Source organism: Synechococcus sp. UW179B (assembly GCF_900474245.1).
Lineage (GTDB): Bacteria > Cyanobacteriota > Cyanobacteriia > PCC-6307 > Cyanobiaceae > Synechococcus_C.
The window spans coordinates 1-23,109 of sequence record NZ_UCNZ01000007.1; the positions used below are offsets into that span (position 1 = coordinate 1).

Genomic DNA, 23,109 nt, shown 5'->3' on the forward strand with positions numbered 1-23,109 from the left:
GTTCAGATCAACTGAACTAGAAAGCCCCCTCTCACGAGGGGGCTTTTTTGTGCCTGGGGTTTTGTGGCATACAACCGTCCTTCCATCAGGATCATGGAGCGATCTCAATCCTTAAGTGATGGCAATCCATTCCGGCACATCGTCCTCTGATGATTCGGTGGATCGTTCAGAGCGCTGTGCGATTTGTGCGCTTCACGCCAGCGTGGAACGTCTTCGCGACCTCGAGATTTGGCGCAATCGCCGTTGGTTGCTGCGTCATCATCCGCACCCTTCCCCGCTGCTTGGTTGGTGTTTGCTCGATGCGCGTCGCCATCTCGCTGGACCGATCGACTTTCTGGACGATGAAGCGGATGAATGGGGAAGCGTTGTTCAGCAAGCGTCCAAACTTGTTAAGACGGTGACTGGCTGCGACAGGGTTTATGCCATTGCCTTCGGGGAGGGAGCGCGCCATCTCCACTTGCATCTAATCCCACGGTTCCAGGCAGATCAGCGCAGTGCCGCATGGAGTGTGGCTGATCTCTACCGCGATGTAGAAACTGGGCGAGAGCAGCCTGTTCCGTTTGAATCTGTTGAAGAATTCCTTGCAGCCGCTCGCCTTCAATCTCAGGAGGGTTTTATAAATTGAGACAGCCGAAATTAATCTAAGTTTTTATCAGCAGCTTGACTGTCAAGAGGCAGCTCAGGAGCCTTGATTTCTTCAAGCTCAGAGGTTGAGTTGAGGTTGCTTTCCTTGCTTTTTTCCTTCTCGTCCTTCGTTCCCTTCTCAAAGGATTGCATGTTGTCAAGAAAAGGCAATTGTTCGATTTGGGGGACTTGTCGGAAGGGCCTCTTGTCTTTGACAGGTTTTGTTTCATCAATTAGCTGAATCTTTGAATCGATCAGTTGCTTGGAGATTGGGCTTTGAGCATTGGGCTGTTCTTTGGGGCCGATGATGTCAACAGCTGTGCGTTGAACGACAAGTCGAAATCGCAGTCCTTGTCGTTTGTTGATCTCTTCTTGAACGGCTGAAACTTGTTTGAATGTGGGACGTTCTGGGTCTGCAACACGCACGATCACTAGGACGACCGGTGGGTTTTGATTCCAGTCGATATCAATTCTCTCGATGTAAACTTTCTTTTTATCTCCAAAGGTCACAGTCTCGCGCGTCAGAAATTGTTCAATGGTCTTTTCCACTGATTCGCGTGTATTTTTTTGTTTTGCCTGGTCAAGGAGATTAATAAAACCGGTTCCTAGGGGAATCAGCAATAAACCGGTGAGCGCAAAGCTTGCGGCTCCTAAATGGCTTCTCCTGAGCTCTTGGCGAAAGTAAGAATCTTTGCAGGCCATGAGGACCAATCCCCCCGTCAAAATTCCAAGAAGGTTGGTGGCAAATAGGAGACCCGCTCCAAAGGCTTCCTCCCAGTACGCATGGGATAGAAGAAGGCCCATCACGCAGACCGGCGGTACAAGCGCAACGGCAATCGCCGTTCCTGCCAGTGAGCTCACGGCATCACTGCGAAGCTTGGCGTAAGTGGCCAGTCCACCGGCTACAAGTGCGATCCCTAGGTCAAGAAGGTTCGGCACAGTCCGCGCGGCTACCTCCGAGCCGAATTGAGGCAATCCGGCCAGCTTCCCAAGCACAAGTGACAGGACGGTGGTGGCGCAGACTCCCACCAATAACGTCCGTAACGCACGAGTGAGCAGGGGGATGTTGCCAAAGAGCACGGCAAAGGCGGCGGCTCTGAGCGGCATGATCCATGGAGCGACCACCATCGCGCCGATCACGACGGCAGGGCTGTCGGCGAGTAAACCCAGAGTTGCGATCAGCCCTGCGCCGACACTCAGCACGATGAAGACTTCATCGAGTTCTGCATCTCTCCCGAAGCTGCGGTGCATGCGATCGAGCTTGCTGGGTTCGATGCTGGCCATGAACTCTGGTGTGGATGGTTTCAGTTTGATGGCACGTCGGCGCCAATCTCAAGGCATCGCTATGGATCTGGATTCTTCGATCAAGCTCTCTCCCCTACAAAGGGAGTGATGCCGAAGCAGCGGTTTTCTGGCCATCGCTTTGGTTCTTGCTCGCACGTTCTTGTAAGACCGTGTGGCGTTTGCCAATCTGTTGGTCGTGGTCAACTCTTGGGCGAAGACATTCAAGATCGAGGTTTTCGGCCTCACTGGATCTGTGGTCCTGCGATTGGTGGTGTTATTTGTGCCCAATATGTGGCCTTGGCTCTTAAGGCTCGTTGCGTATTTGCAGAACGTGTGTTTGATGACGCAGGGAAAACAGAAAGGTTTGAAATTAAGCGGGGATATGATGAGATCGTTCGAGGTCAATCTGTCCTGATTGTTGACGATGTTGTTAATACTGGATTTTCAGTTCGTCTTACGTATGAGGCGGTTGTTCAGTCAGGCGGCCATCCAATGGGTGTTGCAATGTATGTGAATAGGGGCAATGTTGGGGCGGTAGATCTTGGGGCAGAAAATTGTATTTTTTTAGATGAAGTCCTCCTCCCGTCCTGGTCGGCTGATGACTGTCCTCTTTGTCAGGCTGGGGTTCCTGTCAATGCGCGCTATTCCTATGGATCTGAATTCGTAGGCCGTGAATAAGCGAGTGAATAGGTTCATGGGATCTCATCAGCTAACGCACATCAGTTTTGATGTTGCTCTTAGGCGGGTTCGAGCCATAAAAAACCAGCTACAGCAGGTTTTCTTGCTGAAACTGGCTGGATGTCTTAAGCCGATGACCTGACTTGAACAGGCGACCCACGCTTTACGAAAGCGTTGCTCTACCAGCTGAGCTACATCGGCAGCTTTAGGAACTTAACATTTGGCATTGCGCAGCACAGGGTTTGAGCGACCGCGACTCACAAAGACAGTTGGATCCAGAATTGAAGGCGCGGCTGCTCCAGGAAGCACGCACTCCCTGGCGTTCTCTAAGGCGCTTGCTCTGGGTCGCTCTCTTCGCTTCCGGCGGGCTTGGTTTGTTCGTCATGACCTTCAAGGTCACCGCTGGAGACACTGTTGTCCTCAGTGACCTGGGGATCCAGATCGGTGCTGTCGTTCTGTTCGGCAGCTTGCTCTGGTTCGATCGCACGCGGTAGTCCTGAGTCTGGTGCGGTAGGGAGATTCAGTTCTTCTGCGTTTGCGTCGTTCAAGGCGTTGGAGTCATGATCTGAGAGTTCCTCTTCCTCCGCCTCCATCGATGGCTCAGGAGCTGGAGGCGTCTCGATGGTCTTTTGAGGTTCCTTCGGTTCATCAACTGCTGGTGTCTTGCGATCCGGAGTGTGCCAATCCAAGGTCTCAAGGCGAAGAAGATCCAAGCCGAGTGAAAACCTTGCCTCTTCGAGTTGTCGGTCAGTCATCGCTGCAGCCCCTTCAATGGCTGTCGGAGGACGGGTGAGAAGCCAGATTGATTGGACCAGCTGATGCCATTGCCAAATAATGATTGCCAGCAGTGGGGTTGCAATCAGCAGACTTTGAAGGCGATAGCCACTGTTGAAAGGCGAAAAATCCGCAATGAGCAGCGAGGATCGATCGATCCACCAGAACACGGCGAGCAAAAGAACAGCCCCTGCTGCTCCCACCAGTTTTAAGAGCAAGTTCTCTTGGAATTGACTGATTTTTCGTTGCCAGCTGGTTCGCCCTTTGAGGGGTTGACGCACAAGGAGCAGGGAGCCCCAATCAACAGGCCGTTTCCACAGCAAGACGGCAGGCGCAACAACGGCGATTCCCCAACAAAGAAGACGTTCAACCGAGGGCACCGGACCAAGATCCGAGCCAGCCAGGATCAAGCGAAGCAGCTGTAGCTCCAGTGGGATGGCTCCTATCGCCACCAACTGGAGCCAGAGAAGCGGCTCGTTGCGAGGTGACATTAGGTGGCGAGTTTGCGGCGCTGGGTTACGAGCTTGTAGCCCTCAACAACGTCGCCGTCCTTCCAATTGGCGAAGCGATCACAGCCGATACCGCATTCGAAGCCTGTGGCCACATCCTTGACGTCGTCCTTGTTGCGACGTAGGGAATCGAGGTCTCCAGCAAAGACGATTTCTTTGCCGCGACGCACCCGTACCTTGCAGTTCCGTTGCAGTTTTCCGGTCGTGACATAACAACCAGCCACAGCGCTCTTGCCGATCGTGAAAACGGCTCGAACCTCTGCTTCTCCAAGGGATTCTTCAACAAGTTCTGGTTCGAGGAGACCTTCCATCGCCAATTGGATGTCCTCCAACAGCTTGTAGATGACGTCGTAGTCGCGAACGTCAACACTGTTGGCATCCGCCGCCCGTTTGGCGCCTGATGCCATCGAGGTGTTGAAGCCCACGATCACAGCGCCAGAGGCTGCCGCTAGATCCACGTCCGTTTCTGTGACTTCGCCAGGAGCGGACAGCAACACACGGACCTGCACCTCGTCTTTCGGTAGCTGTTCAAGCGAGCCAAGGATCGCTTCCACACTGCCTTGAACATCGGCCTTGAGAATGAGATTGAGCTCCTTGAGGTCGCCCTCTTTCGCTTGGCCAGACATGGCTGTGAGGGATACGCGACGGGAGGCCATCTGTTGAGCCAGACGACTCGCACGGGCATCGGAAGCACGATCGCCGACCACGGCGCGTGCTGACTTCTCATCGGGATAGACCTCAAACTCGTCGCCTGCCGTGGGCACTTCGCTGAAGCCCAGGGCTTCCACAGCACAGGAAGGACCTGCTTCCTTCAAGCGGCCGCCTCCGTCATCCACCATGGCGCGCACTTTGCCCAGAACTGGGCCTGCGGCGAGCACGTCACCCGTGCGCAATGTGCCGTTTTGAACAAGCAACGTGGCCACAGGGCCTTTGGCCTTGTCGAGATGGGCCTCGATCACAGTGCCCTTAGCAAGGCGATCGGGGTTGGCTTGAAGATCCTCAACCTCGGTGACGAGGAGGATCATTTCAAGCAACTTGTCGATGTTCTCTCCGCGGAGTGCACTGACGGGCACCATCACCACATCGCCTCCCCATTCTTCCGCCAGCAGGTTCTGTTCGGACAGTTCCTGTTTGACGCGATCGGGGGAGGCTCCCTCTTTGTCGATCTTGTTGATCGCCACAACAACCGGCACTTCTGCCGCTCGTGCATGGCTGATGGCTTCCAAGGTTTGAGGACGCACCCCATCGTCTGCCGCAACCACCAAGACGGCAACGTCAGTGACTTTGGTGCCCCTAGCACGCATGGCGGTAAACGCCTCGTGACCAGGAGTGTCCAGGAAGGTGAGCTTCCGAGGGGCGTCGTTGTGCTGAATCTCGACTTGGTAAGCACCAATGTGTTGGGTGATGCCACCGGCTTCTCCAGCGGCGACGCGGGCTTGACGGATCGCATCGAGGAGGCTGGTCTTGCCGTGGTCGACGTGGCCCATGACGGTGACGACAGGGGGACGGCGAATGAGATGTTCGAGATCTTTCTCTTCGATCATCTCGACGGTTTTCTTGGCCGCCTCTTCGACATCGTCCTGAAGTACAGGCACGCCGAATTCTTGTGCCACAGCTTCGATGGTTGGCATGTCCAAGGTCTGAGTGACCGTGGCAATGACCCCCTTGAAGAACAGGGATTTGATGATTTCAGAGCTCTCGATACTGAGCATGTCAGCGAGCTCTTGGACCGTGAGATTGTCCTCGGGGACCACGATCATTTCTGGCCGTACCTGCTTGGCCTCTCTGGCTGCACGCAGCTCCATCGCGCGGCGACGTTGACGCTGACGTGCGGTTTCCTTGCGCCGCTTCCTGATAGCAGCAACTGGCTTGGGCGCTGGCTTGTGCTTGGTCCTTGGCTTGGAGGGACGGGCCAAGCTGGCGGATAGCACCATCGCCTGGCGTTCACCAGCGAATCCTCCGGTCTCAGCGGTTAGGGCATCATCGTTTTCGCCGATGATGTGAACCTTTTGGCGCTGTTTCTGAGGCGATTTACTGCGCAGCGCTTCCAGTTTGGCGCTGTCATCCCAGTCAGGCCGTCCAGGCCTGCGCTGACCACCAGCGCCTGGGCCAGGTCTGAAGCCTGGACGCCTGGGCGCTGATGGGGGAGTGGCGGTAGGACGGGAAACAGGAGGAGTGGCTTTGGCTCCTCCAGCGGCCGCTTCACCACCGCTTCTGGTGGCGACAGGAGTGCCATCCACGCGTCTCGGCGGTGGTGCTGATGGGCGGCTGTTCGGTTTTTGGAGCTGCATGAGCTCACCGGGGGCCACCGGCTTTCGCATCCCAGGCATGCCACCGGGACGGGGGGCTCCAGGTCTGGCTGCACCAGGGGGACGCCCTTGTCCATCGCCACGGCCACCGGCGCCATCATTGCTGCCGTCTCTGCGGATGGGTTTGCCGACCAATTCAATTGATCCCGCACCTGCGCGGGGTTGCCCGGGCTTCGATGGGGCATTTCCTGGTCGTGTTGGGGCCCCAGGACGTTGAGCACCTGCTGGGCGTTGTGGCATGTTTGCCCGCTGACCCGGAGGCCCGCTTGGCCGAGGACTCACTCCTGGGCGTTGTCCGATCTGACGCACGGGGGCACCAGGTGCAGCACGCTTGGGCTGTGGCCGGCCCACGAGTTCTGGTTTGGGGGCAGGGCGCTGTGGTGCCCCTCGGTTGACTGGCGCTTTCGGTTGCGGACGCGCTGGAGGAGCCGTTGGTCTTGGGCTACTGGCTTCACTGCCAGGGCGCTTCACTGGAGCAGTGCCTGTGGGTCGGGCAGGGGCTGGTGTCGGTCTGGCCGAGCTAGGCCTTGCAGGAGCTGATGGAGCAGAAGCTGTCGGCGCAGGGGATGAGGGCTTGGGCGCTGAGGGCGCAGGAGCGACCGCGGGCTTGGGCCGTGGCGTGGGTGCAGACGGTGCGGGGGCGCTTTGTCGGCTCACCGGTTTTTGTGGTGCGGCTTGACGCGACACGGGCTTCTGCACGATCAAGGGCAGGGGCGCCTCTGGTCGTGAAGGTGCAGAAGGTTTCGGAGATGGTTTTGCTGCCGTAGGAGCCGCAGGTTTGCTGGGCATCGACGGGGCTGCTGGGCTGGATGCCTTTTTGACCGAGAGAATTGCTTTTCCAGGCGCGGGCTTGACAGGAGCAGACGCAACTGGGCTCCCACCTTGCTTTAAAAGGCTTCGGATTTTGCCGGCTTCTGTTTCGCTGATGGAGCTGCTATGGCTCCTTGCCGCGATGGACAGCTTCTCGGCGGCATCCAGGACATCTTTGTTCTCCAAGCCAAGGTCCTTGGACAACTCATAAATTCTGACTTTGCCGCTGCTGGTCATTCAGGTCTCCGGTCGGTCCGGGCACGGTGTGCCTCGGGGCTCCACACACGTGGTGCCAATGTTCATCTTGCCTCAGCGGCTGCTACACGAGGTTCGGTGAGCCGCTCTTGCAGCGCCGTTAGTAAGTCATCAGAAACCTGGCAACGCAGGGATTTCTGAAGCCTTTTGCGGCGGCGTGCCTCTTCAAAACAGGCCTCAGTCGGGCAGAGGTAGGCCGATCGGCCCATCCCCTGATCGAGGAGGACCCCATCCTGATGGTCACGAATCACTCGCAAAAGCAGGCTTCGATCAAGAAGCTGACGGCAAGCGACACAGCGACGGAGGACGGGGCGCGAGACGTTCACCGGGCTCCTTCCTCGTCATCGCTTGTGCTGGGGGCATCCTCAGAGTCGAGCTCGGTGTCCGTTGTCTCGACTGACTCCTCGCTGGCTTCGGCGACAGGCTCTTCTCCTGAAGCTTCAGCTTCTTCGTAATACTCTCCATCTTCCGTGTATCCCTCCTCGTCTTCAGGGAGGGGATAGAGCTCACGAAGTCGAGCATCTTCTTCGGCCCTGGCGGCCTGTTCAACGGCTAGGCGCTCTTCCGCCTCGCGTTGAAGGGCTTCTTCCTCTTCTCTTTGGGAGATGAGCTCAGCAACAACAGCATCTTCTGCGCTTTGGTCGTATTCCGTTGAATTTTTGATGTCAATTTTCCAACCCGTTAATCGAGCGGCAAGACGAACGTTTTGGCCTTCTCGTCCGATCGCAAGACTCAATTGATCGGGTGGCACTAAAACATGGGCATGTTGCCCCTCGGGATCCACAAGACGTACCACTTCAACGCGCGCCGGACTCAGCGAGTTGGCGATGTATTGGCTGGGGTCTTGGGACCAGCGGATGACATCAATTTTTTCGCCTCGGAGTTCATTCACGACCTGTTGAATGCGCGAGCCCCGGGCTCCGATACAAGCTCCAACAGGATCGACTTCTCTCTCGATGCTGTCGACAGCCACCTTGGTACGAGGTCCTACCGACCTCGATGGAGGATTGGCTTCACGGGCGACAGCAACGATGCGTACCGAGCCCTCTTGAATTTCAGGAACTTCATTCTCGAAGAGGTAGACCACCAATCCCGCATTGGCTCGACTCACAAAGAGTTGAGGCCCACGGCGTGGCACCTCGCTGACCTCTTTAAGAAAGACTTTGAAGGTGGCGTTGGCTCGGTAGTTGTCGTTGGGGAGCTGATCGCGCCTGGGTAATTCAGCCTCCACTTCGGGGCGGCCGAGGCCTGAACTCACGGCCATGATGATCGATTGACGCTCGAATCGAATCACGCGTGCGGTCAGGACTGGATCCTCAAGATCAGCGAACTCCTCTTGGATCATGCGTCGCTGCTGATCACGCAGCTTTTGCGCCAACACCTGTTTGGTCGTAGCAGCTGCCATGCGACCGAAATCCTCTTTCTCGGGCGTGACGTCCAGGACGACGGTATCGCCGGCCTGGGCGTCTTCAGCCACCTGCATTACCTCGGCTAAGGCAATCTGGTGGTCTTCGCTTTCAACCTCGTCAACAATGATTTTGCTGGCGAGGACCCGATAGCCCTCTTCATCGAGATCCAGGGCGACATCAAAATTGCTGAAATACTCCTCGTCAAAAGGATCTTCACTGATCCCTAAATACAGTGTGCGCCGATAGCGCTCGTAGCCTTTGAGGAGGGCTTCCCTTAAGGCAGCTTCAACGACCTGAGGGGCGAGTTTCTTTTCCTCGCTGATGTCTTCGATCAGGTTGCTGAGGCCGGGGAGAAGGACGAGAGCCATCGAGGACGGGAATGAAAGTCTTGGAGGAGAGTGAGGTTGGAAAGAGGCTTAAAGAATCAGCCTGTGGGACTGGTGAGCTCTACAGAAATGATGGAGCTTCGCGAAAACTGTTTAATTCGCCCGTGAATACTGATCTTGACGTGGTCTTCCGTTCGCTCCAAAAGGGTCCCGGAATGTTTCTGCTCAGTTCCTTCGGTATCACGGTGAATCACGTCGACTGGATAGCGACGAAAAGTCTGGAAATCGCGATCCGACTGAAGCTGTTCTCCGATCCCTGGACTGCTGATCTCTAAGACATAAGCCTCGCTGAGAACAGCAGAATTCTCGAGGGCTTGTCCCATCGGTGCACTGAAACCGGCGCAATCATCGAGGGTCACATCCTCTCCGCTGGAACGGCGAATTTGGATCTGCACCGTCATGGGTTGCATGTGGGCTAAGACCTGCAAGTCAGCCAACTCAAATCCATGGCCTACTGCTGTGGCAGAGGCCAATTCCTTGAGTGCTGGTAGCAGAGGATGGGGCAAGGACAATCGGAGGGAGAGTCGGGCATTGGCCCGATGGTTGATACTGCGATCACCCCCCTGAAAAGAGGAACTCACCAAGCCGATCAACAATGTAGTTGATTGCCCCTTCCTCCATCAGTCGCAGCCCTGTACGGAGATGCGATAACTGAATCCGGTCGCCCCAGGATCGTTGTTGGCGCCAATTCTGAAATTCACTTGGCTCACGGCCTTCCCGGAAGGAGACTGAAATGGACCGAACTGGGCTCCCGTGCCCGTTGGTGGCTTCATGAATTCGTTGACAACTTTTAAATTGCTGCCGTCTGAAAATTTCAGGAAGGCTTCGATTGGGTAAGAGCCAGGGTTGCTATCCGTTGAATCTGCTGTGAAGAAGAGTTTGTAAGAGGCAAAAGGTTGATTCACCACAAAATCGGTGTTCCAGTTAGTCCGACCCACCGCTTTCCCGATGAGGCCCTTCGGACGCTCAACTTTCTTTTTGACGATGTAGGGCTTGGGGCCGTCGCCATTGCCACCGATTGGCATGAGGAACGTGCAACCTGCTTGAGCAGTTGGTGCGTGAGCAAAAATGAGCGTTGAGCAAGCCGCGATCACGCCGATGGCTGATGTGGATCGACGGCTTTTGCGTGCCAGAGAAAACATATTGGCTGTTGGATAATTAGGGTGCTTTTACACCCTGATCTTCAATTTGTTCGAGAAGGACTTTCACTGGGATTTGGGTTGAAAAGCGGCAGGCGCAGGTTTCACTTGAGGCCAAGGTTCCATGCTCCCAATACTTGTTGCTTCCAGTTCCGCCTCCGCAAAAGCCGTAGTAATCGCATTGATCGCGGCAAAGCGCTGTCCCCGCTGTCATGTCTTGAAGCAATTGCTGAAATGTCTCGCTTTCAGTGGCTGCAACAAGAGATTGATCGCGAATATTGCCTAAGTTGAACAACCCATACTTTTGGGTTTCAACGGATAAAAGTTCAGGGTCAAACGTGGAAAAATTGCCGGCTGAATCCACACTCAAAATCGAGTATGGGCGATTCATTTCGTTTTGAAGCAGTCTTTGACCACTGATCATCATCTCGGTGATTTGATCGAATTCACGAAGTCGAATCGGAAAACCGTCCCTTTGATTGCACTCCCAGAAGCATTTTAAAAAGTGGTGATATTGCTTTTCTCGGCTGATTCCTTGCATGGAAGAGCTGGCGTTGACGCCTTCCTGCTCTTCAACATTGAAGCCGAGATCATGAATCCCATTGTCCCGAAAAAAGGAGTACATCCTCTCTGGATCTTCCATGGCAGCACTGGTGAGTACGGCAATCGCATGGATCGGAATTTCTTGTTCTTGAAGCTTGCGAATGCCACGCATGGTTAGAGCATGAGAGCCCTTCCCATTCCGGAATCGGCGATGGGAGTCGTGGATCTCTTCCGGTCCATCAACACTCACCCCAACAACAATGCGATTGCGTTTAAAGCATTCACACCAGGCGTCGTTGATCAGCGTGGCATTCGTTTGCACGTGCTGCTCAATCTGAACCCCTTGCTCCTGCAGCTCAGCCGTTTGCTCACGCACGATGGCAGTGGCATCGTCGTAAAAGCTGCAGGGCAACGTCAGGGGCTCGCCTGCGTGCCAAAGGATTGAAAGATGAGGGCCCCAAAAGGGACTCTCATACACCCTGTTCAGCAACAAAGGTAATTGATTGAGATCAAAGATCCGGCGTTTTTGGCGATCAGGCAAGTAGCAGTAACTGCAATCGAGATTGCAGAGTGATGTGGCCTGAATCACCAAGAGGCCAATGGGTCCGTAATCAGCGTGGTTCACCAATTGGCGAAACCTGCGCGATAGGCATTGCCAAAGCCGCCGCCGCTGCCATTAGCGAAACCTCGACGAGCACCACCACCGTTGGCGAAAGCACGGCCGTTGCCGTTGCCCCAAGCGCGGGCAATGGACTGGCCGTTGTTGTGATCACTGGTCTCCAAGCGTGCCCAGGCGTTATTGGAGAGTTTTTCAATGCGCTGTTCAAGAGCATTCCCGAGATCGGGCTCACTAAGAACAGCGGAGTGAGAGGCGTCAGTGAGCACTGAGCTTGAGGCGAGGATTGCAGCGATGCTCAGCAGGGTTGTTTTGTTCATGGGTGACGTGAAATGTGAGTGGAGTTAGGGACTAGGGCTCAGGAGCCTTTGGACAATTCAGCTGTCGTTGCGAGCACGATGGTGAAGAAATCGCCAATCATGTTTTCGCTCAGTCCAACCTGACTATCAGGACCAATCCACTGATTGACGGCTGTGCGTACGTCTTTGTTGTCGTCCACATAAGCGGTCAGCATGCGACCGATGGCCAAGTTGCTGTAATTCAGAAGGTGAGGAGTGGTGTTCGCGACAACACAGCCCACGCTGGATCTTGCGTAAGGGAATGTGGGGACAAGATCAGCATCCGGAGCTGTGGCTTGACGGCTTGCTTTTAGCCAGAGGCTGTCGCCACCCAGGAATTCAACGGTTCCGTCCTTAAGACCTGCAAGGGCCTCTGTGGGGGTTGAGAAGAATTGGAATTGGGCATCATCAACGGATTTAGCCAGCACGGCTGCTGCTGCCGTGTCTTTCACGACACCAATCGTTTTGCCCTTGAGGCTTTCCGGTGTTCCGTCATTGCCTTTAGGGGCTAAGACACGAACGCCACTTGTTGCGAAAGGCAAGCTGTAAGTAAGCGTTCTTTGTCGTTCCCATGTGAAGGCAACGCCACATGCAATATCGGCTTCTCCGGAACGAATTTTGTTCAGTCCATCCTGTGCAGACTTGATGGAAACAGGCTCGATCACGATGTCATCGGACTTGTTCTCCGACGCTGATTTCAGCTGATCGCGGATGGCGTTGAGCACGACGAAAGAAAGGCCTTCATATTTCCCATCTTTCTCGTCAACCATGGGGAGCACATTGTCAAGGACGACCGCCCTGAGCTTTCCTGTCTCGAATACATTGCCTGCCTGACTTGAAGCTCCTTTGTCGCTGGTGGGAGCTGACTTTTGGCAGGCCACAAGGCCAATCGAAGTGAGCGCGATCAGGCCAGTAGCGGCCGCTTTAAACAAGCGCATGATCGAGAGTTGGTGACGTATCTGACGGTAGTAATAGACACGAATTTGGGAAGTGTGCCAGTCAAGGATTGGATCATGCACGATCGGGATCAGTTTGAAGCCTGTGTGCTTCCGACTTCAACAGGAGCGATTTCTTCGTAGCGATCACCAGGCTTCTCGCTGCCTCGTTGGGTTGCGTCTTGGTTGATACAAGCTGCTTTTTGCTCGTCTGTTTTTAAGTACTGACACACGCGTGCCCAAAGTTTGCTGCGGCTTCCGGTGGCACCACGACTGAACACGACCTCGTCTCCCTGATCGGCGTTTTCATTGATCTCGATCTGACAGAGCTCGCATCGGAGTTGCACGTTTGACGACTCGGTCATGGCTCTCAAATGAAGCAAGGGTTGATCAAACTAATGCCGTGCTTCTTCTTCAAGTGAGTTGCCTGATGCGCGTGCTTCATTCCCGTGAGCGGGGCCACTAGCGTGACGATTCTTATGTATTCATGATTCTTGGCCGACGGCATGAAGGTTTTGAAAATGATTCGCTTTTGTTGCCTGACAGCCCTTCTGGTCATGTCTTGCTTCGGCGGCCTCCCCGCTCAGGCCGCGGATCTCTCGTTTACGGCTGGCGGCCACAGTTTTGTTGCTAACGCCGTCCGGGAGGTAGCACCGTCGGTGGTACGGATTGACACCGAACGCTTGATCGAACGGCAGCCTTTTGATCCGAACTTGATTGACCCTCTCCTGAGAGACCTCCTAGGAGAACCCGGCTATGGGATTGGCCCTGAGCGTCAGCGGGGTCAGGGGTCAGGGGTTGTGATCGATGGCCGTGGCCTGGTGTTGACCAATGCCCATGTCGTTGATCAAGTCAGCACTGTCAATGTGACCCTGTCTGATGGGGAACAGAGAGACGGGGAAGTGATTGGTCAAGACCCTGTCACCGATCTCGCGCTGGTCCGTCTGTCTGGTCGGGCTCTGCCCTCTCCGGCAACGTTGGGAGACTCTGAGGCCTTGGAAGTTGGTGATTGGGCCATTGCGTTAGGCACTCCCTACGGCCTGGAACGAACGGTCACGTTGGGCATTGTCAGCAGTCTTCATCGCAATATCAGCAGCCTCGGCTTTTCCGATAAGCGTCTCGATCTGATCCAAACCGACGCCGCGATTAATCCTGGAAATTCCGGTGGACCCCTGGTGAATGCAACCGGGGAGGTGATTGGGATCAACACGCTGGTGCGCTCTGGTCCTGGGGCCGGATTGGGTTTCGCGATCCCGATCAATTTGGCCTCCCGAGTGGCTGAGCAACTCCAAAAAGATGGTGAGGTTGTCCATCCTTATTTGGGAGTCCAACTTGTGCCTCTCACCGCTCGTATCGCGCGAGATCACAACCGTGATCCCAATGCTCTCGTTGAATTGCCGGAACGCTCTGGTGCCTTGGTGCAATCGGTTCTGCCCGACAGCCCTGCTCAACGTGCCGGGTTAAGGCGCGGTGATCTCATTGTTCATGCTGGAGAAGACACCATCCGAGATCCCCAGGATTTGTTGAAACAGGTGGACCAAGCGGAAATTGATCAGCCGTTGCTGTTGCAGATTCTGCGCAATGGGGGAGATCTGCAGCTGTCGGTTAAACCGGCTCCTTTGCCAGGAATGAGCTGAGAACTCTTGCTACCGTCTCGCCCTCAGCAGCTGATCGATGTCGGATCTCCAAACTCAAATGAAGCAGGCCGTCGCGGAGGCGGCCGTTGCACAGATTCGTGACGGCATGGTGGTTGGCCTCGGCTCGGGTTCCACTGCCGCTTTGATGATTCAAGGCCTCGGGGCGCGACTGGCAGCAGGAGAGCTTCATGACATTGTCGGCGTGACCACGTCGTTTCAAGGCGAGGTTCTTGCTGCTGAGTTGGGGATTCCTTTGCGGGCTTTGAACGCGATTGATCGCATCGATTTGGCGATCGATGGTGCCGATGAAGTGGATCCTGCTTTCCAACTCATCAAAGGTGGTGGAGCATGCCATGTGCAAGAGAAGCTGGTCGCTGACCGCGCCGAACGGTTCATCGTCGTGGTTGATTCCACAAAGCTTGTGCAGCGTTTAAATCTCGACTTCCTCTTGCCTGTTGAAGTGCTTCCAGGCGCATGGGTGCAAGTTCAATCCCGTCTGAAATCCATGGGAGGCGTTGCAGAGCTCCGAATGGCAACGCGTAAAGCGGGCCCTGTGGTGACCGACCAGGGCAATCTTGTTCTGGATGTTCGGTTTGATGCTGGAATCTCTGATCCGATTGCTCTCGAGCGAGACATCAACAACCTTCCAGGTGTCTTGGAGAACGGACTCTTCGTCAACCTGGCTGACGAAGTGCTGGTGGGTGAAATCAGTGACGGCGTTGCCGGAGTCCGCAGCTTGGAGCGTGTGGGTTAACGCTGCTCACTGAAGCCGGATCCGCACCGAATTGGCATGACTGTGGAGACCTTCGCTCATGGCCAAGGTTTCCACCGCCACCCCGGTTGCATCAAGGGCTTCCTTGTTGAACTCGATCAGGGAGGTGTGACTCATGAATGTCTCCACGCTGAGTGCCCCACTGAATCGGGCGGCGCCGCAGGTGGGGAGTGTGTGGTTGGGCCCTGCTAGGTAATCCCCGACAGCCTCTGGGCTCCATGGGCCAATAAAAATGGCACCTGCATGGTTAATGCGATCCGCCATCATTCTTGGTCGCTCCACCAGGAGTTCTAAATGCTCTGGAGCGAAGCGATCGCTGAGACTGGCGCAATCTTCAAGGCTGTCGCAAATCACAATCAGCCCCCATTGGCTTAAGGACTGTCGGCAAATGCTTTCGCGTGGATGGGAGGCAAGCTGACGTTCAATCTCTTCTGGGACGGAACGAGAGAGCTCCTCTTCCGTGGTGAGAAGGATGGCGGCAGCAAGCGGGTCGTGTTCTGCCTGAGCTAGGAGGTCAGCCGCCACCTGCTCTGGTTTTGCTGTTTGGTCAGCGATCACCAGAACTTCACTCGGACCTGCCAGAGAATCGATCCCCACCTGGCCATAGACCGATTTTTTGGCCAAGGTCACAAAAAGATTTCCTGGTCCGCTGATGACATCGACCTTCTGGACGGTGTCTGTTCCATAGGCGAGAGCTGCGATCGCTTGTGCACCGCCCACTCGATACACCTCGCGGATCCCAGCGATGTGAGCTGCTGCCAGAACGGTGGTGTTGATCAATCCGTTGGCCCCAGCAGGGGTGACCATCGCGATTCGCTTCACGCCCGCAGCTTTGGCTGGCACGGCATTCATCAAGACCGTGCTGGGGTAGGCCGCTCTACCCCCTGGGATGTAGAGGCCGGCTGCATGAACTGGGCGCCAACGTCGACCGAGCTGCTCTCCGTGAACCCCGGAAACGCTGAGATCAGTGGGACGTTGCCGCTGGTGGAAATCTTGGATGCGTCGGTGCGCGAGATCTAAGGCATCGCGAAGATTGACAGGGGTGTCCTTCCAGGCTTGTTCCAGTAGGTCTGAATCGATGCGAAGAGGTTCTGGGCGGAAGCCGTCAAATTGCTCTGTGAGGCTGATGAGAGCTTGGTCTCCATCCCTCTTGACCTGCTCCAAAATCTCTTGGACCCGTTGCTCCGCCTCGCGTTGGGTCGCTCCGGTGGTTCTGGTCGCGATCCGATCGAGCTCCTGCTCGGCTTGCGCAGCGGTGCTGATGCAGCGCATGAGACCGGCAGGCGGATGCTCATTGCTCAGCACTGTCGTCACCTCATCGTCGTTCTTGCTCAAACTAAGTGGCCCTTGAACCATTTGCTCGATGATTTGCAGCGCGGTGGGTTATGGTCACGGATTGTTGAACTGAAATCCGGCTCTGTGGCCAATAACAAGTCTTCGAAAAAGCGCGTCGAGATCGGCGAGCGCAATCGCTTACAGAACAAGGCGTATAAATCAGCGCTGCGTACCCTCATGAAGCGCTGTTTCACTGCATGCAGTGCTTACAGCGAGGCCCCAGGCGATGAGGCCAAAACCACGTTGAACGCCAGCCTCAATGCAGCATTCAGCAAAATTGATAAAGCGGTCAAGCGTGGTGTGATGCACCGCAACACCGGAGCGCATCAAAAGTCTCGTTTGAGTACGGCTGTCAAGAGCGCTATCGAGCCAAGCGTTAGCTGATCCCATCCCGGCACAATGGGGCCTGAAGGCGCGTTTCGGGTCCTGATCTGATGTCCACTCCAACCCTGATCGACAGCCACTGTCACATCGTCTTTCGCACGTTTGAGGACGATTTGGATGAGGTGGCTTCCCGATGGCGAGAGGCCGGGGTTACTTCTCTGTTGCATGCCTGCGTGGAGCCTTCAGAGATTCCGGCGATTCGTGCTTTGGCCGATCGCTTCCCTGAGATGCGTTACTCCGTCGGCGTGCATCCTCTCGATACGGAGCATTGGGCCGCCGATACCGTTGACGTCTTACGCGCCGCTGCGAAAGACGATTCTCGTGTTGTGGCCATAGGGGAGCTTGGCCTAGATCTGTTTCGAGACAAGAATCTGGATCAGCAACTCTCCGTGTTGAGGCCTCAGCTCGATCTCGCAGTGGAGCTTGATTTGCCCGTGATTGTTCACTGCCGGGATGCCGCTGAACCGATGCTGGCTGAACTGCGTGAAAGACAACTCCGCGGCCATTGCCCCAGGGGCGTGATGCATTGCTGGGGCGGGACTCCCTCGGAAATGGCAGCTTTTCTCGCGTTTGGCTTCTACATCAGTTTCAGTGGAACGGTCACCTTCCCGAAAGCCGTCGACACGCATCTCTGCGCGAAAGACGTTCCGCAGGATCGCTTTCTTGTGGAGACCGATTGCCCGTTCCTGGCCCCAGTCCCACGGCGGGGAAAGAGAAATGAGCCTGCTTTTGTGGCATCAGTTGCCGAACGCGTGGCCGATCTGAGGGGGCAGACTGTGATTGAAGTGGCTGATGCCAGCACCGCCAACGCCAGAAGCTTGTTCGGGCTTCCCTGACAAAGGCTCCTTTGGAGTCAGCATGAAAGTGTAAGATATTTAATCGGCCTGGCCAAGATGCAGTTCCTGTGTCTTCGGCCCCAGAAGCGTCCATTTCCTTCCGGTTCATTGACGACGTCATCTGTTCAGATCAAAAACCTCTAAAGCCACGGAGTATGGCAGTCGTTCCTTGATTGGGATGGCTGCCTGTTCTTGTAGCGAGGAGATTTTGGTTTTCTGAATCTTTGACGATCCTTCAGGCCTTTGTTCCCACTTTTCAACTGCAGGTCTCCGCATGAGCAGCAGCGCGATTCAAGTCGCCAAGACCGTCACCTACCTGCCCGATCTGGTGGAGGTGCAGCGGGCAAGTTTTAAGTGGTTTCTGGATAAGGGCCTGATCGAGGAACTGGAGAGTTTCTCGCCTATTACGGATTACACCGGCAAGCTAGAACTGCATTTTGTAGGCAGTGAGTATCGCCTGAAGCGTCCTCGCCACGATGTGGAAGAGGCAAAACGTCGTGATGCGACCTTTGCATCTCAGATGTATGTAACTTGCCGTTTGGTTAATAAGGAAACCGGCGAGATCAAGGAGCAAGAAGTTTTTATTGGCGAACTCCCATTAATGACTGAACGTGGAACGTTCATCATTAATGGTGCTGAGCGAGTCATCGTTAATCAGATTGTTCGTAGTCCTGGCGTTTATTTTAAGGATGAGCAGGATAAGAATGGCCGTCGTACTTACAACGCAAGCGTTATTCCCAATCGTGGGGCTTGGTTGAAGTTTGAGACCGATAAAAACGATCTCTTGCATGTTCGCGTTGATAAAACACGCAAAATCAATGCCCACGTGTTGATGCGTGCGATGGGACTGTCTGACAACGATGTTGTCGACAAGCTCAGGCATCCCGAGTACTACAAGAAATCGATCGAGGCTGCGAACGACGAAGGCATTAGTTCTGAGGATCAAGCGCTCCTTGAGCTCTACAAAAAGCTGCGACCAGGTGAACCACCTTCTGTGAGTGGTGGCCAACAGCTGTTGCAAACCCGCTTCTTTGACCCCAAGCGATACGACCTTGGTCGCGTCGGCCGTTACAAGATCAACAAAAAGCTAAGGCTCACGATTCCCGACTCGGTTCGCACCCTCACGCATGAGGATGTTCTGTCGACCCTCGATTACCTCATCAATCTCGAGCTTGATGTGGGTGGCGCAAGTCTTGACGACATCGATCACCTGGGTAATCGTCGCGTTCGTTCTGTTGGAGAGCTTCTTCAGAACCAGGTTCGCGTTGGCTTGAACCGTCTTGAGCGGATCATCAAGGAGCGGATGACGGTTGGGGAAACCGACTCGCTCACTCCCGCTCAATTGGTGAATCCCAAACCTCTTGTGGCAGCGATCAAAGAGTTTTTTGGTTCCAGCCAGTTGAGCCAGTTCATGGATCAAACAAATCCTTTGGCTGAGCTCACGCACAAGCGCAGGATTTCGGCGCTTGGTCCAGGTGGCCTCACCCGTGAACGCGCAGGCTTTGCTGTACGGGACATTCACCCTTCTCATTACGGTCGTCTTTGCCCGATTGAGACCCCAGAAGGCCCGAACGCTGGACTCATCAACTCTCTGGCGACCCATGCCCGAGTGAATGAATATGGCTTCATTGAGACTCCGTTCTGGAGAGTCGAGAACGGAGTTGTTCAAAAGAGCGGAGACCCGATTTATCTCTCTGCGGACCTTGAAGATGAGTGCCGCGTCGCTCCCGGTGACGTTGCGACCGATGCGGATGGCCAAATCTTGGCTGAGCTCATTCCCGTTCGCTACCGGCAGGACTTCGAGAAAGTTCCGCCTGAGCAGGTCGATTACGTGCAGCTGTCGCCTGTCCAAGTGATTTCGGTGGCGACATCACTGATTCCTTTCTTGGAGCACGACGACGCCAACCGTGCCTTGATGGGCTCCAACATGCAACGTCAGGCGGTGCCTTTGCTCCGTCCAGAACGTCCACTCGTTGGCACTGGCCTTGAAACTCAGGTGGCCCGTGATTCAGGCATGGTCCCAATCTCACGGGTGAATGGGTCCGTGACCTTCGTCGATGCGACAGCGATCGTGGTGCGTGATGAAGAGGGCTATGACCACACCCATTTCCTTCAGAAATATCAGCGCTCCAATCAAGACACCTGTTTGAACCAGCGTCCCATCGTCCGACAGGGTGATCCGGTCATTATTGGCCAAGTCCTTGCCGATGGTTCAGCCTGTGAAGGCGGAGAGATTGCTCTTGGCCAGAATGTCCTGATCGCTTACATGCCCTGGGAGGGATACAACTACGAGGATGCAATCCTTGTGAGTGAGCGTTTGGTGAATGATGATCTTTATACTTCTGTCCATATTGAGAAGTATGAGATTGAGGCTCGTCAAACTAAATTAGGCCCTGAAGAGATTACTAGGGAAATTCCTAATGTTGCCGAAGAAAGTCTCGGTAACCTCGATGAGATGGGGATTATTCGTATCGGAGCCTTTGTAGAGAGTGGAGACATTCTTGTTGGCAAAGTGACGCCGAAGGGTGAATCCGACCAGCCCCCTGAAGAAAAATTGCTTCGCGCGATTTTCGGGGAAAAAGCTCGTGATGTTCGCGACAACTCTTTGCGCGTTCCCAGCACTGAACGCGGTCGTGTTGTCGACGTAAGGATTTACACGCGTGAACAGGGAGATGAATTGCCCCCTGGCGCCAACATGGTGGTGAGGGTGTATGTCGCCCAGCGTCGCAAAATTCAGGTTGGCGACAAAATGGCTGGTCGCCATGGCAACAAAGGCATCATCAGCCGCATCCTTCCCCGTGAAGATATGCCCTACTTGCCCGATGGCACTCCAGTCGACATCTGTCTGAATCCCTTGGGAGTTCCGAGTCGTATGAACGTGGGGCAGGTGTTCGAGTTGCTGATGGGGTGGGCTGCTCACCACCTTGATTGCCGCGTCAAAATCGTTCCGTTCGATGAGATGTATGGCGCTGAGAAGTCTCAACAAACTGTTCAGGCTTATCTCAAGGAAGCGGCGAGTCAGCCAGGAAAAGATTGGGTCTTCAACCCGGAAAATCCAGGAAAGCTCCTGCTCAGAGATGGACGGACTGGTCAACCCTTTGATCAACCTGTGGCAGTTGGATATGCCCACTTCCTGAAGTTGGTCCACCTCGTCGACGACAAGATCCATGCTCGCTCCACCGGCCCTTACTCCTTGGTGACTCAGCAGCCATTGGGTGGTAAGGCCCAGCAAGGTGGTCAGCGTTTGGGTGAGATGGAGGTTTGGGCCCTTGAGGCCTACGGCGCTGCCTACACCTTGCAAGAACTGCTCACGGTCAAGTCGGACGACATGCAGGGCCGTAATGAAGCTCTCAACGCGATCGTGAAAGGCAAGCCGATTCCACGTCCTGGAACACCCGAGTCCTTCAAGGTCTTGATGCGCGAACTTCAGTCTCTCGGACTTGATATCGCTGTATTCACCGATGAGGGCAAGGAAGTGGACCTGATGCAAGACGTGAATCCACGCCGCAGCACCCCAAGCAGGCCTACGTACGAATCCCTAGGCGTCGCGGATTACGAAGAGGACTGACGGATCAACGAACGAATCGACACAACCGCCTTCTTTCTTAAACGCCAATGACCAACAGTAATCTACGTACAGAGAACCACTTCGACTACGTCAAAATCACACTCGCATCACCCGATCGGGTTATGGAGTGGGGTCAGCGCACCTTGCCGAATGGACAGGTGGTTGGAGAAGTGACCAAGCCTGAAACCATCAACTACCGCACGCTCAAGCCGGAGATGGACGGCTTGTTCTGCGAAAAGATCTTTGGTCCCTCCAAGGATTGGGAATGTCATTGCGGTAAATACAAACGTGTCCGTCACCGCGGCATCGTTTGTGAGCGCTGTGGCGTTGAGGTCACCGAGAGCCGGGTGCGACGTCACCGCATGGGCTTCATTAAGTTGGCAGCCCCGGTCTCCCATGTTTGGTATCTCAAAGGGATCCCCAGTTATGTGGCCATCCTCTTGGACATGCCTCTTAGGGATGTGGAGCAGATTGTTTATTTCAACTGCTATGTGGTGCTCGATGCGGGTGATCACAAAGATCTGAAGTACAAGCAGTTGCTTACGGAAGATGAGTGGCTGGAAATTGAAGACGAGATTTATGCAGAAGATTCAGAAATTGAGAACGAACCTGTTGTTGGAATTGGTGCTGAGGCGCTGAAGCAGCTGCTGGAAGATCTCGAACTCAATGCTGTTGCTGAACAGTTACGTGAAGAGATTGCTGGCAGTAAGGGGCAAAAACGCGCCAAACTGATTAAGCGCCTTCGGGTGATTGATAATTTCATTGCGACTGACGCTCGTCCTGATTGGATGGTGTTGGATGCGATCCCCGTCATTCCGCCAGATCTGCGCCCAATGGTGCAGTTGGATGGTGGACGTTTTGCGACCTCTGACCTCAACGATCTCTACAGGCGGGTTATTAATCGCAATAATCGTCTAGCCCGTCTTCAGGAAATCCTTGCTCCGGAGATCATTGTTCGCAATGAAAAGCGGATGCTTCAAGAAGCGGTTGATGCCTTAATTGATAACGGCCGACGTGGTCGAACTGTTGTTGGAGCTAATAATCGCCCGCTTAAGTCATTAAGCGACATTATCGAAGGTAAGCAGGGTCGTTTCCGCCAAAACTTGCTTGGCAAGCGTGTTGATTATTCCGGTCGTTCCGTCATCGTGGTGGGACCCAAGCTGAAGATGCACCAGTGTGGTTTGCCCAAGGAGATGGCAATCGAGCTCTTCCAGCCGTTTGTGATTCATCGCCTGATTCGTCAAAACATCGTTAACAACATCAAGGCAGCGAAAAAGCTGATTCAGCGCGCTGATGATGAAGTGATGCAGGTTCTTCAGGAGGTGATCGACGGTCACCCAATCATGCTGAACCGAGCCCCCACGCTCCACCGCTTAGGAATTCAAGCGTTTGAACCCAAATTGGTGGATGGCAGAGCGATCCAACTTCACCCCCTCGTTTGTCCCGCGTTCAACGCTGACTTTGATGGAGACCAGATGGCCGTTCACGTGCCACTCGCTATCGAGGCACAAACGGAAGCCCGCATGTTGATGTTGGCGAGCAACAACATTCTGTCTCCAGCCACTGGTGATCCGATCATCACGCCATCCCAAGATATGGTGCTTGGTTCTTATTACTTAACGGCTCTGCAGCCCCACATGCATCCGATTGAGTTTGGTGATCGCTCTCGCACTTACTCCAGTCTTGAAGATGTGATTCATTCCTATGAAGACAATCGAATCACCTTGCATGACTGGGTTTGGGTTCGGTTTAACGGTGAGGTTGATGACGAAGACGAGCGTGAAGAGCCCATCAAAAGCGAAACCCTCAGTGATGGCACTCGTTTTGAACAATGGACGTATCGCCGTGACCGCTTTGACGAAGACGGCGCTCTGATCAGCCGTTACATCCTGACGACCGTTGGACGTGTGGTGATGAATTACACGATCATCGACGCGGTGGCAGCCACCTGAAGCCCCTCTCACAAAG

Annotated in this window: 20 protein-coding genes, 1 tRNA gene and 1 pseudogene; 9 read left to right on the forward strand and 13 right to left on the reverse strand. The window is 54.8% G+C overall.

Going from position 1 to position 23,109, the window contains the following annotated elements:
- The first annotated feature begins 118 nt into the window (after positions 1-118).
- Positions 119-625, forward strand: a complete 507-nt coding sequence (locus tag DXY38_RS03810) for an HIT family protein (RefSeq protein WP_244279001.1) — start codon at positions 119-121, stop codon at positions 623-625.
- 11 nt (positions 626-636) lie between these two features.
- On the opposite strand, the gene DXY38_RS03815 is transcribed toward DXY38_RS03810, so the two are convergent.
- Positions 637-1,908: a DUF389 domain-containing protein gene (locus DXY38_RS03815; RefSeq protein WP_115070553.1), complete on the reverse strand. Its 1,272-nt coding sequence runs from the start codon at positions 1,906-1,908 to the stop codon at positions 637-639.
- A 207-nt stretch (positions 1,909-2,115) separates the two neighbouring features.
- On the opposite strand from DXY38_RS03815, the gene DXY38_RS03820 reads away from it, so the two are divergent.
- A complete protein-coding gene (locus DXY38_RS03820; protein WP_170952844.1) occupies positions 2,116-2,586 on the forward strand; it encodes a phosphoribosyltransferase family protein in 471 nt (156 codons plus the stop codon).
- A gap of 128 nt (positions 2,587-2,714) precedes the next feature.
- On the opposite strand, the gene DXY38_RS03825 is transcribed toward DXY38_RS03820, so the two are convergent.
- A tRNA-Thr gene (locus tag DXY38_RS03825) sits at positions 2,715-2,787 on the reverse strand.
- 134 nt (positions 2,788-2,921) lie between these two features.
- Between DXY38_RS03825 and DXY38_RS03830 the strand changes: the two genes are divergently transcribed.
- The gene (locus DXY38_RS03830) at positions 2,922-3,080 is read left to right on the forward strand and encodes a photosystem II assembly family protein (RefSeq protein ID WP_371410988.1); all 159 of its coding nucleotides are present in this window, start codon (positions 2,922-2,924) and stop codon (positions 3,078-3,080) included.
- Positions 3,081-3,290: 210 nt separating this feature from the next.
- On the opposite strand, the pseudogene DXY38_RS13965 reads toward DXY38_RS03830, so the two are convergent.
- From DXY38_RS13965 to DXY38_RS03880, 10 genes and pseudogenes are all read right to left on the reverse strand, one after another.
- Positions 3,291-3,851, reverse strand: a pseudogene (locus DXY38_RS13965) (low-complexity tail membrane protein); the annotation flags it as partial.
- Positions 3,851-7,225, reverse strand: coding sequence for a translation initiation factor IF-2 (infB, locus tag DXY38_RS03840; RefSeq protein WP_115070557.1), 3,375 nt, complete (start codon positions 7,223-7,225; stop codon positions 3,851-3,853). The pseudogene DXY38_RS13965 and the gene infB, both read right to left, overlap by 1 nt.
- A gap of 62 nt (positions 7,226-7,287) precedes the next feature.
- Positions 7,288-7,569: a YlxR family protein gene (locus tag DXY38_RS03845; RefSeq protein ID WP_006854377.1), complete on the reverse strand. Its 282-nt coding sequence runs from the start codon at positions 7,567-7,569 to the stop codon at positions 7,288-7,290.
- Entirely contained in the window at positions 7,566-9,020 is a 1,455-nt protein-coding gene (nusA, locus tag DXY38_RS03850; protein WP_006854376.1) for a transcription termination factor NusA, read from the reverse strand. The genes DXY38_RS03845 and nusA overlap by 4 nt, the downstream gene beginning before the upstream one ends.
- Before the next feature lie 56 nt (positions 9,021-9,076).
- Positions 9,077-9,544 carry a ribosome maturation factor RimP gene (gene rimP / locus DXY38_RS03855; RefSeq protein ID WP_115070617.1) on the reverse strand — a complete coding sequence of 156 codons (468 nt, stop codon included), beginning with the start codon at positions 9,542-9,544 and terminating at the stop codon, positions 9,077-9,079.
- Positions 9,545-9,658: 114 nt separating this feature from the next.
- On the reverse strand, positions 9,659-10,180 hold the full coding sequence (locus DXY38_RS03860; RefSeq protein ID WP_038014467.1) for a hypothetical protein: 522 nt from the start codon (positions 10,178-10,180) through the stop codon (positions 9,659-9,661).
- A 16-nt stretch (positions 10,181-10,196) separates the two neighbouring features.
- Positions 10,197-11,345 (reverse strand): cyclophane-forming radical SAM/SPASM peptide maturase GrrM/OscB, encoded by a 1,149-nt coding sequence (grrM, locus tag DXY38_RS03865; RefSeq protein WP_115070618.1) that lies wholly within the window; start codon positions 11,343-11,345, stop codon positions 10,197-10,199.
- Positions 11,342-11,656, reverse strand: a complete 315-nt coding sequence (gene grrA / locus DXY38_RS03870; protein WP_115070558.1) for a GrrA/OscA1 family cyclophane-containing rSAM-modified RiPP — start codon at positions 11,654-11,656, stop codon at positions 11,342-11,344. Before grrA ends, grrM begins: the two co-directional genes overlap by 4 nt.
- Positions 11,657-11,694: 38 nt before the next feature.
- Positions 11,695-12,693 (reverse strand): extracellular substrate binding-like orphan protein GrrP, encoded by a 999-nt coding sequence (gene grrP, locus DXY38_RS03875; protein WP_006854371.1) that lies wholly within the window; start codon positions 12,691-12,693, stop codon positions 11,695-11,697.
- Between the two features lie 8 nt (positions 12,694-12,701).
- Positions 12,702-12,974: a hypothetical protein gene (locus DXY38_RS03880; protein WP_115070559.1), complete on the reverse strand. Its 273-nt coding sequence runs from the start codon at positions 12,972-12,974 to the stop codon at positions 12,702-12,704.
- A gap of 141 nt (positions 12,975-13,115) precedes the next feature.
- Here DXY38_RS03880 and DXY38_RS03885 point away from each other — a divergent pair, with 141 nt between their 5' ends.
- Together DXY38_RS03885 and rpiA are read left to right on the forward strand one after the other, a co-directional pair.
- Positions 13,116-14,246, forward strand: a complete 1,131-nt coding sequence (locus DXY38_RS03885; RefSeq protein ID WP_115070560.1) for a trypsin-like peptidase domain-containing protein — start codon at positions 13,116-13,118, stop codon at positions 14,244-14,246.
- Between the two features lie 37 nt (positions 14,247-14,283).
- Entirely contained in the window at positions 14,284-15,000 is a 717-nt protein-coding gene (rpiA, locus tag DXY38_RS03890) for a ribose-5-phosphate isomerase RpiA (protein ID WP_115070561.1), read from the forward strand.
- 6 nt (positions 15,001-15,006) lie between these two features.
- Here the strand turns inward: rpiA and hisD are convergent, their stop codons facing one another.
- The gene (hisD, locus tag DXY38_RS03895) at positions 15,007-16,290 is read right to left on the reverse strand and encodes a histidinol dehydrogenase (RefSeq protein ID WP_115070619.1); all 1,284 of its coding nucleotides are present in this window, start codon (positions 16,288-16,290) and stop codon (positions 15,007-15,009) included.
- A gap of 147 nt (positions 16,291-16,437) precedes the next feature.
- Here hisD and rpsT point away from each other — a divergent pair, with 147 nt between their 5' ends.
- The 4 genes from rpsT (at position 16,438) to DXY38_RS03915 (ending at position 23,093) form a co-directional block, all read left to right on the forward strand.
- On the forward strand, positions 16,438-16,737 hold the full coding sequence (gene rpsT, locus DXY38_RS03900; protein ID WP_115070620.1) for a 30S ribosomal protein S20: 300 nt from the start codon (positions 16,438-16,440) through the stop codon (positions 16,735-16,737).
- 50 nt (positions 16,738-16,787) lie between these two features.
- Positions 16,788-17,573, forward strand: coding sequence for a TatD family hydrolase (locus DXY38_RS03905; protein ID WP_170952845.1), 786 nt, complete (start codon positions 16,788-16,790; stop codon positions 17,571-17,573).
- A 274-nt stretch (positions 17,574-17,847) separates the two neighbouring features.
- The gene (rpoB, locus tag DXY38_RS03910; protein ID WP_115070563.1) at positions 17,848-21,141 is read left to right on the forward strand and encodes a DNA-directed RNA polymerase subunit beta; all 3,294 of its coding nucleotides are present in this window, start codon (positions 17,848-17,850) and stop codon (positions 21,139-21,141) included.
- A 47-nt stretch (positions 21,142-21,188) separates the two neighbouring features.
- Positions 21,189-23,093, forward strand: coding sequence for a DNA-directed RNA polymerase subunit gamma (locus DXY38_RS03915; RefSeq protein ID WP_115070564.1), 1,905 nt, complete (start codon positions 21,189-21,191; stop codon positions 23,091-23,093).
- The last annotated feature ends 16 nt before the right edge of the window (positions 23,094-23,109 follow it).

Coding starts and splice junctions, on each gene's coding strand:
- DXY38_RS03815 (WP_115070553.1), bottom strand. CDS start 1,908: ATGGCCAGCATCGAACCCAGCAAGCTCGATCGCATGCACCGCAGCTTC.
- rpiA (WP_115070561.1), top strand. CDS start 14,284: ATGTCGGATCTCCAAACTCAAATGAAGCAGGCCGTCGCGGAGGCGGCC.
- rpoB (WP_115070563.1), top strand. CDS start 17,848: ATGAGCAGCAGCGCGATTCAAGTCGCCAAGACCGTCACCTACCTGCCC.
- DXY38_RS03905 (WP_170952845.1), top strand. CDS start 16,788: ATGTCCACTCCAACCCTGATCGACAGCCACTGTCACATCGTCTTTCGC.
- grrA (WP_115070558.1), bottom strand. CDS start 11,656: ATGAACAAAACAACCCTGCTGAGCATCGCTGCAATCCTCGCCTCAAGC.
- DXY38_RS03915 (WP_115070564.1), top strand. CDS start 21,189: ATGACCAACAGTAATCTACGTACAGAGAACCACTTCGACTACGTCAAA.
- infB (WP_115070557.1), bottom strand. CDS start 7,225: ATGACCAGCAGCGGCAAAGTCAGAATTTATGAGTTGTCCAAGGACCTT.
- DXY38_RS03880 (WP_115070559.1), bottom strand. CDS start 12,974: ATGACCGAGTCGTCAAACGTGCAACTCCGATGCGAGCTCTGTCAGATC.
- DXY38_RS03860 (WP_038014467.1), bottom strand. CDS start 10,180: ATGTTTTCTCTGGCACGCAAAAGCCGTCGATCCACATCAGCCATCGGC.
- hisD (WP_115070619.1), bottom strand. CDS start 16,290: ATGCGCTGCATCAGCACCGCTGCGCAAGCCGAGCAGGAGCTCGATCGG.
- DXY38_RS03885 (WP_115070560.1), top strand. CDS start 13,116: ATGAAGGTTTTGAAAATGATTCGCTTTTGTTGCCTGACAGCCCTTCTG.
- nusA (WP_006854376.1), bottom strand. CDS start 9,020: ATGGCTCTCGTCCTTCTCCCCGGCCTCAGCAACCTGATCGAAGACATC.
- DXY38_RS03810 (WP_244279001.1), top strand. CDS start 119: ATGGCAATCCATTCCGGCACATCGTCCTCTGATGATTCGGTGGATCGT.